The following is a 14,260-nucleotide window of genomic DNA, read 5'->3' on the forward strand; positions in this document are numbered from 1 at the left end:
GAGCCCGGGTCAGGTGATCAGGACCTGCGTACACGATTCCTTGAGTTTCGCGTTGGCCCAGCGGACCTGCCGCAACGTGTCGGGATGGCAGCGTTGGGCCAGGGCCAGCAGTTCGGCGTCCTTGAGTCCCCGGGCGGCCTGGGCGATCATCACCCAGTCGACGGAGACCCCGGATGCCTTGACGTAGACCTCGCGCAGGTCGCGCAACATCAGCAGACTCGCGTCGGGACGGCGGCCGATCAGCTCGCCCGCCTTCTCGCGCAGGCGATGGGCGACGCCCGTCTCCTCGGTCGGCTCGGCGTCGAGGTGGAGATCGAAACGTTTGCCGAGGTCGGCGATGTCCCGGGCATGACGTTGCGACCAGCGGGCCAGGTCGCCGCCGAGATGGTGGATCTCGTGGTCGACCCGGTGGCGGTCGGCCACCCGCAGCAGTTCGCGGGCCAGGTCCAGCTCGTCGTGATGCAGTTCCTGGAGGGCGAGTGCGATCTTCACGACGGGTTCCCTTCGCGTGCCGGCCCGAGATTCTCGTCGGCTTCGGCCTCGGGTCCGCCCCGGGTGCCGTCGATGCCCGGCTCGGCCGGAGCGCTCGCGCCGACGGTGGGCGCGGGGGCGGGCCCTGGTCCGGGACCGATCCGGCGCAGTGCGGCGGCGGCGGTCTTGAAGATCGGCTGCTTGGAGGCGGGATCCCAGTCGGTGAGCGTCAGTTCGTTGGCCGCGCGGCCGCCGTCGAATCCTGGTTCGGATCCGGTTTCGGTGTCCCAGTAGCCGTAGTGGAAGGGTACGAACAGCACGCCGTCGCGGATCTCGGTGATCCGCGCGGCGGCGCGGACGCTGCCGCGTGGGGTACGGACCTCGACGAAGTCGCCTTCGCGAATTCCCGCGGACGCCGCGTCGTCGACCGAGAGTTCCACCCACACCTCCGGTGCCGCGGCCTGGAGTTGAGGCGCGCGAGCCGTCTTGGTGCGGGTGTGGAAGTGGTAGAGGGTACGGCCGGTGATCAGCGCGTAGGGGTGCTCGTCGTCGGGTTGCTCGTGCGCCGGCAGGTATTCCGCCGCCTTGATCACCGCTTTTCCGGACGGATTCATCGCCCGGTACTCGACCGGTTCCACGGGCGCTCCGGTGATCAGGTCGCGTCCGTAACTCTCGCAATGGTCCGGGTCGCTCCAGAACCCACCGTCGGTGTAGAGGCGTTCGGTCCCGTCCGGACTGTCGTCACCGCACGGCCACTGGATGCCGCCGCGTTCCCTGAGCTTGGCGTAGCTGAGGCCCGTGTAGTCGCACGGACGGCCCCGGCTGCACTCCTGCCAGGCCCGAAACGCCGACTCGGGGTCATGCCAGGTGATCAGCGGTTGCCCGTCCTTGTCGGTCAACTCCAGGCGCCGGGCGTAGTCGAGGAAGATGTCGAGGTCGGAGCGGGCCTGCCCGGGCGGATCGACGGCCTTCTCGGAGAGGTGGACGGTGCGGTCGGCGTTGGTGAACGTACCGGTCTTCTCGCCCCACCCGGCGGCCGGCAACACGATGTCGGCGAGTTCGGCGGTCTCGGTGAGGAAGAGGTCCTGCACCACCAGGAGCAACCGCTGCTGGGACAACACCGAGCGCACGCGCGCGAGTTCGGGCAGGGACACCGCCGGATTCGTGCCGGAGACCCACAGCAGCCGGATCGAGCCTTCCTCGACATAGCGCAACATCTGCATCAGGTGGGTGGGCGGCGCGTAGTGCGGAATCTGCTCCGGCGCCACGTTCCACAGGCGGGCGAGTTCGGCCACGTGCGCGTCGTTGGCCCAGTTGCGAAAGCCGGGCAGGTCGCCGTCGGCACCGCATTCACGGGTGTTCTGCGCGGTGGGCTGGCCGTTCATCTGGAGCACACCGCACCCGGGTTTGCCGAGCATGCCCCTGAGCAGATGCAGATTGTTGACCTGCACGGCCGCCGCCGTGGCCTGATGCGACTGGTAGAAGCCCTGGAGCACGGTGGAGACCAGGCGCTCGGCCGTACCCAGGATGCGGGCGGCGGCACGGATGCGCTCGGCGGGAACGTCGCAGATGCGGGCCGCGAGTTCGGGGGGATAATCGGCGACCCGCTTTTCGAGTTCGTCGAAGCCGACCACGTGGGCGTCGAGATAGGCGCGGTCGATCCAGTCGTTGGCGATGATCTCGTGCAGAAGCGCGTTCATCAGCGCGACGTTCGTACCGGGTCGCGGTGCGAGGTGCACGCGGGCGGCGCGGGCGACCGGGGTGGGGCGGGGGTCGACGCACACCAGTTCGGGCGCGTTGGGGCCGGCCAGGCGGTCCAGTACGCGCATCCACAGCACGGTCTGGGTCTCGGCCATGTTGTGTCCGAACAGGGCGATCGCGTCGGCGTGGTCGATGTCGGTGTAGGAGCCGGGCTGGCCGTCGCAGCCGAAGGACTCCTTGAGCGCGGCGGCGGCCGTGGCGGTGCACAGCCGGGTGTTTCCGTCCAGGTGATTGGTGCCCAGGCCGCCGTGGGCGATCACGCTCAGCGTGTAGTACTCCTCGGCGAAGAGCTGGCCGGTGGTGTGGAAACCCAGTGCGCTGGGGCCCTGTTCGTCCAGGAGTTCGCGGGTTCGCCGGACGATCCGGTCCATCGCGGTGTCCCAGTCGGTCTCCACCAACCGGCCGCCCTCGCGGACCAGCGGACGGGTCAGTCGGTCGGCCGAGCCGTTGGCCTGCCAGCCGAACAGGTCCTTGGGCCCCAGGCGGCCGTGGTTGACCCGATCGTCGGCCCGCCCGCGCACCCCCACGATGCGGCCGTCCTTGACGGCGATGTCCATCCCGTCACCGTTGGAATGCAGAATCGACGCGGTCGGCACCCACCGGTCCACCTCGCCGGGAGTGACGCCCTGCGCCAAGTGGGTGTCCACCCGGACCGGCCAGGGTTGCCCCGGTCCGTACGGCGTGCGGGTCCCCCACGGTTCGGCAATACGATCCTTGCGACTCACGTGCGGCCTTCCCTCCTGCGCCATGTCGGCGAGAGCTACCCGAAGGGGCAGGCCGCAAACTGCTTCGGGTCCCCGTCGGGGCCGGCCCGGAGCGATGCGGAGCGCGCGGATTTCTTCCGCCGCGAGCAGGCGCGAGCCGCGAGGACGCCGAGCAGGCCAGGGTGCTGTTGGCAAAGCGGCTCGGTGGGTGGCACCCGCAACGTTCGCGATCCACGCCGCGCCGCCCGCGCGGACGCGCGCGTGCGTCAGCGAAGGCGCCGCCCCCGGGCGGCGCCTTCGCCTTGCAGCGATTCGTCCGTGTTCCCGTCCGTCCCCGTCGTCACCGACGCGGAGCGTCCGGCCCGTCCCCGGGGGAGCGCATCCGGCCCTGCCGCACCCGGTGGTCCTTGTCGGCGGGCGCGGAACGCCAGTACGCGTCCGACAGCCACATCAGTGCCCGGGCCATCGCCTCACCACCCGTCGATTCCTCGGCCTCTCGCGCCGCGCAACGATCCGGCCCGACCCCGTTCGTCCCCATCGCCCACGCTCCTCACCGGCCGCCCACCCCGGGCGTCTCCACCAAGACTGTCCGCGCCCGCCACGGACATGCACGGCGCACCGCCGAAATTCGGCGCGGTACGACCGCCCCCCACCCGGCGAGGACGCGCAGCGTCACGTCGTCGCCCACAACCCCGGCGCGCGACCACGCACGCCGGTGGGCACCCGTCCCGTCGGCTACGCGGCCCGGCCGGCCAGGAGCCTGCGGGTCACGGTCGCCAGGCGCGCGCCCTGGTAGCGGGCGGCCTCGAGGATGTTGTCACCGGGCTCGCCGGTGCCGGACGCGTGCGCGGTGCCGTACGGGTTCCCGTTGGCGCCGTACACGACCGGGTCGGTGTAGCCCGGCGAGACGATCAGCGAACCCCAGTGGTGCAGCGTGTTGTACAGCGCCAGCAGGGTCGACTCGTTGCCGCCGTGCAGGTTCGCGGCGCTGACGAAACCGGTCGCCGGCTTGTCGACGAACACACCCTGCTGCCACAGCCCGCTGGTGGTGTCGATGAACTGCTTGAGCTGCGACGAGATGTTGCCGAACCGGGTCGGCGAGCCGAACGCGTAGGCGTCGGCCCACACGAGGTCGTCCAGCGTCGCGACCGCCGTGTCCCGGGTGGCGTCGAGGTGCGCACGCCATGCCGGGACGGAGTCGACGACCTCGTCGGGCGCCGACTCGGACACGCGACGCAGGCGCACCTCGGCCCCGGTCTTCTCGGCGCCTTCCGCGACCGCGCGGGCCAATTGATGCACGTTGCCCGTGGACGAGTAGTAGACGACGGCGATCTTGGGGGTCATGACGGAACCTCCGGCAGCGACTGATCGGATTGTTATCCGCTTCGCCGGAGAGTCAAGCGGATAGGAATCCGTTTGGCAAGCGAAAAGCGGATGGCTATCCGCTAGGCTGCGATCATGAGCCCCGCGCCCCGTATCGATCTGCCGATGGCCGAAGACCGCCCGCCGGAGCGGGCCGACGCGGCCCGCAACCGTCGCCGGATCCTCGATGCCGCAGGCAGGATCGTCGCCGAGCAGAGCCCCGAAGCGCTCACCATGAACGCGGTCGCGCATGCCACCGGCATCGGCGTCGGCACGGTCTATCGCCGGTTCGGCGACGTCGCGAGCCTGCTGTTCGCGCTGTTGGACGAACGCGAACAGGCCTTCCAGGCGGCCTTCCTCGCCGGCCCGCCTCCGCTGGGCCCGGGCGCGCCGGCCGCCGACCGCCTGCGTGCGTTCCTGTACGCACTCCTCGACCGGGTCGCGGAACAGCACGCCATGCTGCTCGCCGCCGAGGTCGCCGATCCGTGTGCGCGTTACGTCAGCCCGCCCTATCGCGCGCTGCGGATCCATACGGCGACGCTGATCGCCCAACTGCGGCCGGACGCCGACGCCGCGACCGTCGCGGACTTCGTCCTGTCCCCCCTCGCCCCGAGCATGCTGCACCACCTGCGCACCGACCGCGGACTGACGATCCCCGAGATCAAAAGCGCCCTCGACCAGACCCTGGAGCTGTACGGGCTGCACTGACCCGGACCAGTCGCCCTCCACGCCCCGCCGTCGCGCCACCCCGCGCCCCGACCGCGACACCCGACCGTGCCGCCGCCGAACACCTGTCGACGGAGCGGCATTTCCCGCTTCCGGGAGGCTGCCCGCGGAAGACGGGTTTGGCGACGGGTCGACGGGCGAGGCTCTCCCACGGCCGGCACTCGAACATGCCCGTTCCGTGACGAGACGGGGAGGGGAAGGATGGACACCCATCACGACTCGACACACCCCCGGGGAGCAGTGGTCTCACCGCCCTCGCGCGCCGCGATATACCTGCTGCCTGCGGAGGCCCGTTGCCTCGTCGCCGGCAAACACTTCCCCCTCGAAGCCGCGGGCCGCGACGACCCGCACACCGACAGCGCCCCCTTCCGCGGGGACGCGCCGAACAACCCGCCCCCCGAGGACGGCGCCATCGCGAGTTGCGGCTCACCGCAGGCACGTCTGCTCGACAAGATCCACGACGATCGTTGCGCCACCGAGGTGTACGCGAACCAAACGCTGCCGTTCGTCTGGGAACTCGACGCGCCGTACCCGGTGCGCAGATTCAACTACTTCATCACCCGTACCGGCTGGGATCCCGCCCAGGCCCTGAGCCGAGCCCAGTTCGAGGCCACCCCCTTCGCGACGCTCGTCACGCCCGGCACGGCGACCGAATGCCGCAGGGCTGGGGTCCAGGAACTGCACGAGATCACCCTGCCCGCGCGACTGCCCGGGCACCACGTCGTCCTGGCGGTCTGCGAATTCGCCGACACCGGTGACGCCCTGTATCAGGCCGTCGACCTCCGGTTCGTGCCGTACACCGGCCGCTCGTGATCCGAAAAGATCGCCGACGCGTAGAGCGGGGACGGCGCCGCCCCGGTCGGGGACGGCGCCGTCGAAGGCCGGCGAGGGTGGCCGCCTCACGGCGGAAGGCACACCGTGGCTCCAGCCGAGCGGTATTCCACGGAGGCAATGGTTGGGCCCGGGGGCACACCCTCACCGACGTTTCATCACAACGGGCGGCGCCGGTCCGACATTCCCGGCCGGGAGAACCGAGTTTCCGAGGGTGCGCCCGGCACCTGCCCGGGCATCGCGGATCGGCCGCGCCGGCGGCTTCCGGCCGGGACGGACCGCTCCGTTCGCCGCCGGAAAGTGCCCGGCACACACTGGAGCCATGGACATCTTGGGCGCAAGGGCGATCGTGGTCATGCCCGATCGCGACGAGGTCGAGGTGACCGTGGACGTCCACGACTGGCCGGTGGACGGCGACGCGTTTCCGCACACCTGGAACGCGGTGGTCCCCCGGGACCTGAACCTGAACGTGGGCGAGGAGATCACCCTGTTCGTTCGGGACGAGAACACCGCCCTGGGGCATACGTGCGTGGTCGTGTCCAACACCCACCACAGGACCTGCCTGTGCGCACACGAGTGACCGGGACCCCGCCGAGCGCGGATGATGCGGAGGCCGTTCAGGAGGTTCCGGGTTCGTTCCAGCGGCGGGCCGCGTGTTCGCCCAGTGTCGCGACGCGATCGGTCCAGCGGGTCCCCTTCGCGTGCTCGCTCGCACCCGAGGTCTCCCCGGATCTCGCCGAGGAACCGGCCGAGGGCAACAACCGGGCGGCGAGGGACAGCGCACGGGTCGTGGTGGCCGGGGCCAGTCCGTGGGCGCGGACGGCAACCTTGGCCACCGCCGTCAGCACGAGTTCGGGCTTGCGTCGGATCCCGGCGCGCACGATCAGCCGGGCCGCTCGCTCGGCGTCCATCGAGATCAGGGGCAGCGACGCGGCGGCGGCGAACCAGGCGTATTCGCGCGAACGTCGTCCCGTGAAGCGGGCCGCCCGGTGGGAGCCGGTGCGCATCAGGCCGGGGACCGCCGTGGTCACGCTCACACCCGAACCGGCGAGTTCGGCTCGCAGCCCCTCGGAGAAGCCCGTCGCGGCGAACTTCGCGCAGTCGTAGGGCAGCAGGTGCGGTGCCGCGATCCGGCCGCCGATCGAGGTCACGTTGATCACCCTGCCCTCGCCGCGCTCGCGCATGCCCGGCACCACCGCGAGGGTCAGTCGCACCGCGCCCATGAACATGACTTCGATCGCCCGGCGGAACGCGTCGACGTCCAGCGATTCGACCGGGCCCACCGTGATGATCCCGGCGTTGTTGACGAGGATCTCCACGGGCCCGTGCCGCCTGGTCACCTCCACGACCATCTCGTCGACGGCCCGACCATCGCTCAGGTCGCACTGCTCCCAGGACACCGAGCGCCCGGTGTCGCGGCGGATCAGCGCCGCGGCGTCGGCGAGTTCCTCCTCGTCCCGGGCGCAGATCGTCACCCGCGCCCCCAACCGGGCCAACTCGCGCGCGATCAGCAGACCCAGGCCGCGCGAGCCGCCGGTGACGAGTGCGACCCGGCCGCGCACGTCCGCCGTCGTACGCGAGCGAACGCGGCCTTGCAGACCGGCCTGCGTGGTGTCGGTCACGGCGTTTCCCTTCTCCTGCGGCAACCGCTCCGGGCGGGCTCCGGGCGCGTTCGTGGCCGAGAGCACTGCCGACACCGATGCCCGCGCAGCCGCGTGGCAATCACACCGGTCCCCCCGCCGGGGGCCGGCGGCCGGGAAGGCGGGAGGCTCCGCCCGCTCGGCGGGATCCGGCCACGCCGGCGGTGGCCAACAGTGCCGCCGCCGCGGTCAGCGGGCGGCGGTGCCGGGAGAGCCATGGTTGCGGGGCCCTGCCGTGCGCCCGCTCGTCGAAGTCGCCGTGTGCGCCGCGGTCGTGGTTGCCGGGGCTGCCGTCGTCGTCCAGGGGCCGGTAGAGGTTGCCGGCGTGGTCCGGCTCGCCGGGGTGCGACGTCTGCTGGGACGCGTAGCCGGTGCGGGCCAGGTAGCGATCGAGCAATGCGGGGGCCAGGCGGTTGGCGAGGATGGTGGCGGCCGTGGAGGCGCCGACCCAGAATTCCTTGCGGCCGGGGTGGTCCGCGGCGAACACGATCGCCCGGGCCGGGATTTCGGGTTGGTAGATCGGCGGGACGGGTTGCGGCTTGCGGGGCAGCCGGGACCGTACCCAGGTGAACTGGGGGGTGTTGACCGCGGGCATCTGCACGAGGGTGATGCGTACGTTGCTCTTCTCGTGCAGGAGTTCGGTGCGCACCGAACCGGTGAAGCCGTTGACGGCGTGTTTGGCGCCGCAGTAGGCCGATTGCAGCGGGATGGGCCGCTCCCCCAGCGCCGAGCCGACCTGGACGATGGTCCCGGCGTCGCGGGGACGCATGCGCGACAGCGCGGCGCGAGTGCCGTTGACGAATCCGAGGTAGGTGACCGCGGTGGCCCGTTCGTACTCGTCGGCGGTGATCTCGGCGAAGGGGGCGAAGATCGAGGCGAAGGCGGCGTTGACCCACACGTCGATCGGGCCCAGGACGTCCTCGATGCGATCCGCGGCGGTCTCCACCTGCGTGTGGTCGGCCATGTCGGTGGGCAGCACGAGGGCTTGGCCGCCGGCGGCCTCCACCTCGCGGGCGGCGGCGTGCAGGCCGGCCCGGCCGCGGGCGAGCAGGGCCACGCTGTCTCCGCGGGCGGCGAACCGGCGCGCGGCGGCGCGCCCGATGCCGGCGCTCGCTCCGGTGACGACGACGATGCGGGTCATGATCGGTTCCCTTCCGAAGGCCATGGCCGGCTCAGGCGGGCGGCGGATTCCAGCAGCAGCGCGTGCACGAATGCCTGCGGCAGGTTGCCGCGCAGTTGCCGCTGGGTGATGTCGTACTCGTCGGCGAACAGGCCGGACGGCCCGCAGGCGGCCCGGTTGCGTTCGAACCAGCGATGCGCCTCGACCTCGTGGCCCTGCTGGTGCTCGGCGAGCGCCACCACGAACCCGCGGAGCAGGAAGGCGCCTTCGGCCTCCGCGAGCGGGCGCGCGTCGTGCCGGAAGCGGTACGCGTAGTGGTCCTCGGTCAGTTCGGCCAGATAGGCGTTCAGCGTGGCCACCGTGCGCGGGTCGTCGCCCGCGAGCGCGCCGCGCAGCGACGGGAACAGCAGGGCGGCGTCGCATGCCCCGTCGTTCGGGGAGCGTTTCCAGCGCCCGTCGGGATGCAGGTTGTGTGTGCTCGTGTGCTCAACGATCGCCTCGGCCAGGGCTCGCCAGGTGGGTGCGTCCGGAAGGTGTTCGGCGATCGCCCACAGCCCCGCCGCGCAGATCAGCCGGCTGTGCGTCCACGCGCGCGGCTCCAACTCCCGGATGCCGGCGTCGGGTTCGAACCGGCGCCGGGCGATCGCCTCGGCCGCGATCCGGGCGGCGGCGCGGGCGTCCGGGTCGAGGCGGTCGTCCGCGGCGGCCTCGGCGAACAGCAGCAACGCCTCGCCGAACACGTCGAGTTGGAACTGCCGGTCGACCCGGTTGCCGACCAGGTCGAAGCCGCCCGGGTAGCCGGGGAGGTCCACGGGTCGCAGGTCAGGGATCGGCCCGCCCGCGGCCGTGTACGCGGGCCGCAGGTGCGGCCCGTGCTCGCGCAGGCGGCCGGCGACGAACCGCACCGCGTCGTCGAGCAGGGGGTACGCGCCCGCCGCGGCCACCGCCCGGCCGCCGTAGCACTGGTCCCGGATCCATACGTACCGGTAGTCGTGGTTGCGGCCCTGTTCGGCGCGTTCGGGCAGGCTCGTGGTGGCGGCGGCGACCATGCCGCCGGTCGAGGCGGTCAGCCCGCGCAGCACCGCATGGGCGTGTCGGGCGTCGCGGGGTGCCAGGGTGGCGTCCAGGCGGGGCACCGCCTCGGCCCAGGCCCGGCGGGTCCGCTCCCAGGCCCGGTCGGGATCCACCGGCGCGGGCAGGGCGCGGTCGCCGATCTCCAACACCGGGTCGCGGCGCTCTCCTGCGGCCAGGCGAACCCGCGCGACCAGGTGCCCAGTCCCGTCCGGGCGGGCCGACGGCGCCCCCGACCAGCGCACCTCCAGCTCTCCCACGCGTCCGGCCTCGCCGTCGGCGACAAGCGCGTAGTCACGCAGACTCTGCGGCGGGAACCGCGGAGTCCTCGCGAACTCGGGGTCGACGTGCATGTGCTTCACCGATCGCGGCGGGTGGCGTCGGCCATCTCCTCGTGGCGCGCCTGGATGAAGCGTGGCCGGTCGTCCGCCCGCCCCCACGCGGCCGGCAGCCCGTTGATGCCGTCTCCCGGATAGGCGAAGACGTGCTCGACGCCCCACTCGCGCAGCCTGGTGAGAACGTGATCCGAAACCTTCTCCGACATGACCTGTCCTCTCCGGTGCACGCCGGCGGCGTGTTCGGGGCTCGATCCGCTCGACATCGCGCTCGCCGCGTTTTCGGCCTGCGGGTCCGACGAGCCGCACGCGACTCGGCTACCCGACGCGAGCCCGGATATACGCGCGCGACGCGGGAGCATGTGCGCGCCGAGTCGCCCGGACCGCGGCCGGTGAATCCCGTTCGAATCCCGAGTCGGATCCCGATGGGGCATCGGGATCCGAACGGACCGGGCCCGGATGCCGCGCGCTGCGGTCGCGCATGGGTTGCATGCGAGGGGACAGCAGTAGGCCATGGTTGTTCACACACGTTCCGTACACATTGCCGCGCCCGCCGACCGGGTCTATCTCACGCTCGTCGATCCGCTGCGACTGCTGCGCTACTTCCCACCGGTCACCGAGGTCGGCGCGGTCGCCGAGGACTCCTGGGAGGTCACCGTCGGAGAGGGGGCGACCGCCGTGCGGGCCGCGCTCGCGCTGGATCGCGACGGCCCGGCAACCCGGATCGGCTGGGCCGTACGCGACTCGCCCTATCGCGGCACCGTCGTCGTCTCGGGCGGGCCCGGCGAGGTCGACAGCATCGTCACCGCGACCGTCAGGGACGCGGAGGACCCGCCGGATCTGGACGCCGAGCTGGCCCAGACCCACGACCCCGGCGACTTCGGCGGCTCGCACGGCCGGGAGGCGCTGCCGGTGGACGCGCTCACCGCCGACCCGGCCGCTCGCCCGGCCGTCGGAGACGTGCTGGAACGGGCGCTGGACCATCTGCGCGCGTATGTCGAATCCGATCCCGACCGACGCTGACCTCGTCGCCGTGCGCGCGGGTCGGCTCCCACCCGAGGCGGCTGCCCTGGTGGGAGCCGACCCGCGCGCACACATGACGACCGGTCCCGCCCCCATCGGGTGGGGCGGGACCGGTCGTCGACTCGGACGCGCGACTCGGGCGTCCGGGTCGTGTCAGGCGTCCCTGTCGTGCTCGCGCGCGCCGGGCTCCGCCGGTCGGGAACCGAGGTTGCCGAACCCGGGCAGGTCGTGCGGTCCGCGCCGATGGCCGTCTCGGGGCATCTCCGCGGACTCCCGGCGTTCGCTCCCCGGGTCCGGGGTCGAGCCGGCGGGCAGGTCCCGCGGCGGGGCCGGCGGCGGGCGACGCCTGCGCCGCACCCCGCTGACCACCGGAATGATGAGCAGGACGGCGATCAACAGGGCAGCGAGGATCGCCACCGTGGTGACGGTTTTGGGGGAAGCCGAGGCGAGCTGTGCCAGAGCAGTCATGTCGGCACCGCTACCCCGACTCGGCGCAGCAATGCCTGGCGACCTCGGTGGACGAGTGTGGTCGAGTGCGGCGGACTCCGCGCCGGCCGGCATGTCGGCGCGGTTCTCGGGAAGCGGGTTCCCATGAGGATCTCGACTACGGTAAGCCGCCTGGAGCAGGCCCAGGGCCTGGACCGTCCCGCGGCGTGGCTACGCACACTGGTGGGCCGGCTGCCGCAGGGCCCGGTCCGGGACACATTGCACGGCGTGCCGCTGGGGCACGCGGTGCACCCGGTGCTGGTGCAGGTGCCCATCGGCACCTGGCTCTCCGCCTCGATGCTCGACCTCGTGCCGCGGACCGGGCCCGCGTCCACGGTGTTGATCGCGGTGGGCATCGGCGCCGCGGCGCCCGCCGCGGCCGCGGGGCTGGTGGACTGGGCCGAGACGCACGAGCAGCAGCAGCGGGTGGGTCTCGTGCACGCCGCGTGCAACACGGTGGCGGTGGGCCTGTACTCGGCCTCGCTGCTGGCCCGGCTGGGCAACCGACCACTGCGCGGCCGGATGCTGGCCCTGGCCGGGTTGGCCGCGGCCGGCACGGGCGGCCTGCTCGGCGGGCACCTCGCCTACCGCCAGGCGACCGGCGTCAATCACGCCGAGCACGTGCCGCACGTGGTCGGCGACGGCTCCCGCTGGCATTCGGTCGGCCTGCTGTCCGCCCTTCCGGAGGGAAAGCCCGCCCGGCGCCTCCTCGGCGAGACCGCGCTGCTGGTCGTCCGAAACGGTTCGCAGGCGCACGTACTCGCCGATCGCTGCTCGCACCTGGCCGGTCCGCTGTCCCAGGGCGAAGTCGCCGACGGCTGTGTGACCTGCCCCTGGCACGGCAGCGTGTTCTCCCTCACCGACGGCGAGGTCGTGCACGGCCCGGCGACCGCCCCGCAACCGGCCTTCGAGACCCAGATCCTCGGCGGAGAACTCCAGGTCCGCCTGCCGGGCGCCGGATAGCCGCTGCCACCGCCCGGACGCGTTCCCGGCGTCCGGGCCGGTCCCGCACGACGCCCCCGGTCGGGCGGAGGCGCTCGACCGCGCCGCGCCATACCCACGAGACGAGGCATCCGGGTTCCGCTCCACCGACCGCGCGCGCCCGATCACGTCGGGTTCGGCGAGCGTCCGCAACCGGGTCCCGATCGGCCGGCGTCCCGTGTTTGATCGGGCGTCGACCGGTCAGGCGATTCGGTACGGGATACCCCCGCCCGGCCGGCGGTCGTGGTTCCCGCGACTCGACGGGTCCCCCGAGGCCGCCGGCCCATCGAGTACTCGACTCCGGAGATGATCGCGATGAAGGCACTCACCTGGCACGGCAAGCGCGACGTACGCGTGGACACGGTCCCCGACCCCACGCTCAAGGATCCGGACGATGTGATCGTCAAGGTCACCTCCTCCGGGATCTGCGGCTCGGATCTGCACCTGTACGAAATCCTCGGCCCGTTCCTGAGCGAGGGCGACATCCTGGGGCACGAGCCGATGGGGATCGTCGAGGAGGTCGGCGCCGAGGTCACCCACGTGCGACCCGGCGACCGGGTGGTGATCCCGTTCAACGTCTCGTGCGGGGTGTGCCACACCTGCACGCAGGGACTGCATTCGCAGTGCGAGACCTCGCGGGTGCGCGAACAGGGCATGGGCGGCGCGCTGTTCGGCTACACCAGGCTCTACGGGCAGATCCCGGGCGGACAGGCCGAATACCTGCGGGTGCCGTTCGGCAACGAACTCCCGATCAAGGTCCCCGAAGGGCCGCCCGACGATCGGTACGTCTACCTCTCGGACGTGCTGCCGACCGCATGGCAGGCGGTCGAGTACGCGGCCGTCCCACCCGGCGGCACCGTCGCCGTGCTCGGCCTGGGCCCCATCGGCGACATGGCGTGTCGCATCGCGCTGCATCGGGGCGCCGCCCGCGTGTTCGGCGTCGACCTGGTGCCCGAACGGCTGGCGCGGGCACAGCAGCGCGGCGTCGAGGTGTTCGACCTCACCGCACATGACGACGTCGCCGAGGCGATCCGGACCCTCACCGACGGTCGCGGGCCGGACGCGGTGATCGACGCGGTGGGCATGGAGGCACACGGCGCGCCGGTGGGCAGGCTCGCCCAGCAGATCGCCGGCCTGCTGCCCGACGTGGTCGCCGAGAAGATGATGCGCAAGGCGGGCGTGGACCGGCTCAGCGCGCTGTACACCGCGATCGATCTGGTCCGCCGCGGCGGCACCGTCTCGCTCTCCGGCGTCTACGGCGGGATGGCCGACCCGCTCCCGCTGTTGACCATGTTCGACAAGCAGATCCAACTGCGCATGGGTCAGGCGAACGTGCACCGGTGGGTGAACGACATCCTGCCGCTGCTGGAGGACGACGACCCGCTGGGTACCGAGGATTTCGCCACCCACCGCGTCCCGCTCGCCGAGGCGCCGCAGGCGTACGAACGGTTCCAGAAGAAGCAGGACGGCACGGTCAAGGTCCTGCTGCGCCCCTGAGACCCACCGACCGGCGCGGCCCCGGCGGCGGGGCCGCGCGCGTAGGCTGGGAGCGACAGCCGTGGGCCTCTCGTGGCCTCCTGCGGAGCACACGAGTTCCCATCGAAGTTCGTGGGCCGGCGGATCGACGCGAGTCTCCTCCTTCCCTCTCCGGGATTCTCGCGCGATGACACCACCCCGTACCGATCTCGCCGGCGCGTTGACCGACCTCCTGGAGGCGGGCCGTCGCGCGACCTTCGAGGACCTGCCCCG

Annotated in this window: 14 protein-coding genes and 1 pseudogene; 6 read left to right on the forward strand and 9 right to left on the reverse strand. The window is 72.1% G+C overall.

All coding sequences use genetic code 11. The annotated features are described in order from the left end of the window. Positions 1–9 precede the first annotated feature (9 nt). The 4 genes from ACFZBU_RS11700 to wrbA form a co-directional block, all read right to left on the reverse strand. A complete protein-coding gene (locus ACFZBU_RS11700) occupies positions 10–492 on the reverse strand; it encodes a hypothetical protein (protein WP_391583329.1) in 483 nt (160 codons plus the stop codon). Then, positions 489–2,957 carry a molybdopterin oxidoreductase family protein gene (locus ACFZBU_RS11705; RefSeq protein WP_391583330.1) on the reverse strand — a complete coding sequence of 823 codons (2,469 nt, stop codon included), beginning with the start codon at positions 2,955–2,957 and terminating at the stop codon, positions 489–491. Before ACFZBU_RS11705 ends, ACFZBU_RS11700 begins: the two co-directional genes overlap by 4 nt. Before the next feature lie 319 nt (positions 2,958–3,276). Continuing rightward, positions 3,277–3,474, reverse strand: coding sequence for a hypothetical protein (locus tag ACFZBU_RS11710; protein WP_391583331.1), 198 nt, complete (start codon positions 3,472–3,474; stop codon positions 3,277–3,279). 197 nt (positions 3,475–3,671) lie between these two features. Beyond that, on the reverse strand, positions 3,672–4,280 hold the full coding sequence (gene wrbA / locus ACFZBU_RS11715; RefSeq protein WP_391583332.1) for an NAD(P)H:quinone oxidoreductase: 609 nt from the start codon (positions 4,278–4,280) through the stop codon (positions 3,672–3,674). Between the two features lie 114 nt (positions 4,281–4,394). Here wrbA and ACFZBU_RS11720 point away from each other — a divergent pair, with 114 nt between their 5' ends. From ACFZBU_RS11720 to ACFZBU_RS11730, 3 genes are all read left to right on the forward strand, one after another. Further along, entirely contained in the window at positions 4,395–5,006 is a 612-nt protein-coding gene (locus tag ACFZBU_RS11720) for a TetR/AcrR family transcriptional regulator (RefSeq protein WP_391583333.1), read from the forward strand. Between the two features lie 219 nt (positions 5,007–5,225). Continuing rightward, positions 5,226–5,837 carry a lytic polysaccharide monooxygenase auxiliary activity family 9 protein gene (locus ACFZBU_RS11725; protein ID WP_391583334.1) on the forward strand — a complete coding sequence of 204 codons (612 nt, stop codon included), beginning with the start codon at positions 5,226–5,228 and terminating at the stop codon, positions 5,835–5,837. A 340-nt stretch (positions 5,838–6,177) separates the two neighbouring features. Continuing rightward, complete coding sequence (locus tag ACFZBU_RS11730; RefSeq protein ID WP_391583335.1) at positions 6,178–6,435, forward strand: hypothetical protein; 258 nt, start codon at positions 6,178–6,180, stop codon at positions 6,433–6,435. 37 nt (positions 6,436–6,472) lie between these two features. Here the strand turns inward: ACFZBU_RS11730 and ACFZBU_RS11735 are convergent, their stop codons facing one another. From ACFZBU_RS11735 to ACFZBU_RS11750, 4 genes and pseudogenes are all read right to left on the reverse strand, one after another. After that, the gene (locus ACFZBU_RS11735) at positions 6,473–7,477 is read right to left on the reverse strand and encodes an SDR family NAD(P)-dependent oxidoreductase (RefSeq protein WP_391583336.1); all 1,005 of its coding nucleotides are present in this window, start codon (positions 7,475–7,477) and stop codon (positions 6,473–6,475) included. Positions 7,478–7,577: 100 nt separating this feature from the next. Beyond that, positions 7,578–8,636 (reverse strand): SDR family oxidoreductase, encoded by a 1,059-nt coding sequence (locus tag ACFZBU_RS11740; protein ID WP_391583337.1) that lies wholly within the window; start codon positions 8,634–8,636, stop codon positions 7,578–7,580. Further along, a complete protein-coding gene (locus tag ACFZBU_RS11745) occupies positions 8,633–10,039 on the reverse strand; it encodes a glycoside hydrolase family 15 protein (RefSeq protein WP_391583338.1) in 1,407 nt (468 codons plus the stop codon). The genes ACFZBU_RS11740 and ACFZBU_RS11745 overlap by 4 nt, the downstream gene beginning before the upstream one ends. A gap of 29 nt (positions 10,040–10,068) precedes the next feature. Further along, positions 10,069–10,230, reverse strand: a pseudogene (locus ACFZBU_RS11750) (thiamine pyrophosphate-binding protein); the annotation flags it as partial. 304 nt (positions 10,231–10,534) lie between these two features. On the opposite strand from ACFZBU_RS11750, the gene ACFZBU_RS11755 reads away from it, so the two are divergent. After that, positions 10,535–11,044 carry an SRPBCC family protein gene (locus tag ACFZBU_RS11755; protein WP_391583339.1) on the forward strand — a complete coding sequence of 170 codons (510 nt, stop codon included), beginning with the start codon at positions 10,535–10,537 and terminating at the stop codon, positions 11,042–11,044. 153 nt (positions 11,045–11,197) lie between these two features. Here the strand turns inward: ACFZBU_RS11755 and ACFZBU_RS11760 are convergent, their stop codons facing one another. Then, positions 11,198–11,512: a DUF6479 family protein gene (locus tag ACFZBU_RS11760; RefSeq protein ID WP_391583340.1), complete on the reverse strand. Its 315-nt coding sequence runs from the start codon at positions 11,510–11,512 to the stop codon at positions 11,198–11,200. Positions 11,513–11,635: 123 nt separating this feature from the next. Between ACFZBU_RS11760 and ACFZBU_RS11765 the strand changes: the two genes are divergently transcribed. Both ACFZBU_RS11765 and ACFZBU_RS11770 read left to right on the forward strand, forming a co-directional pair. Beyond that, on the forward strand, positions 11,636–12,493 hold the full coding sequence (locus tag ACFZBU_RS11765) for a Rieske 2Fe-2S domain-containing protein (protein ID WP_391583341.1): 858 nt from the start codon (positions 11,636–11,638) through the stop codon (positions 12,491–12,493). Positions 12,494–12,826: 333 nt separating this feature from the next. Beyond that, positions 12,827–14,008: a zinc-dependent alcohol dehydrogenase gene (locus tag ACFZBU_RS11770; protein WP_391583734.1), complete on the forward strand. Its 1,182-nt coding sequence runs from the start codon at positions 12,827–12,829 to the stop codon at positions 14,006–14,008. Positions 14,009–14,260 lie beyond the last annotated feature (252 nt).

It is taken from the genome of Embleya sp. NPDC008237 (assembly GCF_042956465.1).
GTDB lineage: Bacteria > Actinomycetota > Actinomycetes > Streptomycetales > Streptomycetaceae > Embleya.

Bases quoted from the DNA above. Each gene is read 5' to 3' on its own strand.
- ACFZBU_RS11760 (WP_391583340.1), bottom strand. From the start codon at position 11,512: ATGACTGCTCTGGCACAGCTCGCCTCGGCTTCCCCCAAAACCGTCACC.
- ACFZBU_RS11770 (WP_391583734.1), top strand. From the start codon at position 12,827: ATGAAGGCACTCACCTGGCACGGCAAGCGCGACGTACGCGTGGACACG.
- ACFZBU_RS11710 (WP_391583331.1), bottom strand. From the start codon at position 3,474: ATGGGGACGAACGGGGTCGGGCCGGATCGTTGCGCGGCGCGAGAGGCC.
- wrbA (WP_391583332.1), bottom strand. From the start codon at position 4,280: ATGACCCCCAAGATCGCCGTCGTCTACTACTCGTCCACGGGCAACGTG.
- ACFZBU_RS11755 (WP_391583339.1), top strand. From the start codon at position 10,535: ATGGTTGTTCACACACGTTCCGTACACATTGCCGCGCCCGCCGACCGG.
- ACFZBU_RS11725 (WP_391583334.1), top strand. From the start codon at position 5,226: ATGGACACCCATCACGACTCGACACACCCCCGGGGAGCAGTGGTCTCA.
- ACFZBU_RS11730 (WP_391583335.1), top strand. From the start codon at position 6,178: ATGGACATCTTGGGCGCAAGGGCGATCGTGGTCATGCCCGATCGCGAC.
- ACFZBU_RS11765 (WP_391583341.1), top strand. From the start codon at position 11,636: ATGAGGATCTCGACTACGGTAAGCCGCCTGGAGCAGGCCCAGGGCCTG.
- ACFZBU_RS11740 (WP_391583337.1), bottom strand. From the start codon at position 8,636: ATGACCCGCATCGTCGTCGTCACCGGAGCGAGCGCCGGCATCGGGCGC.
- ACFZBU_RS11745 (WP_391583338.1), bottom strand. From the start codon at position 10,039: ATGCACGTCGACCCCGAGTTCGCGAGGACTCCGCGGTTCCCGCCGCAG.
- ACFZBU_RS11720 (WP_391583333.1), top strand. From the start codon at position 4,395: ATGAGCCCCGCGCCCCGTATCGATCTGCCGATGGCCGAAGACCGCCCG.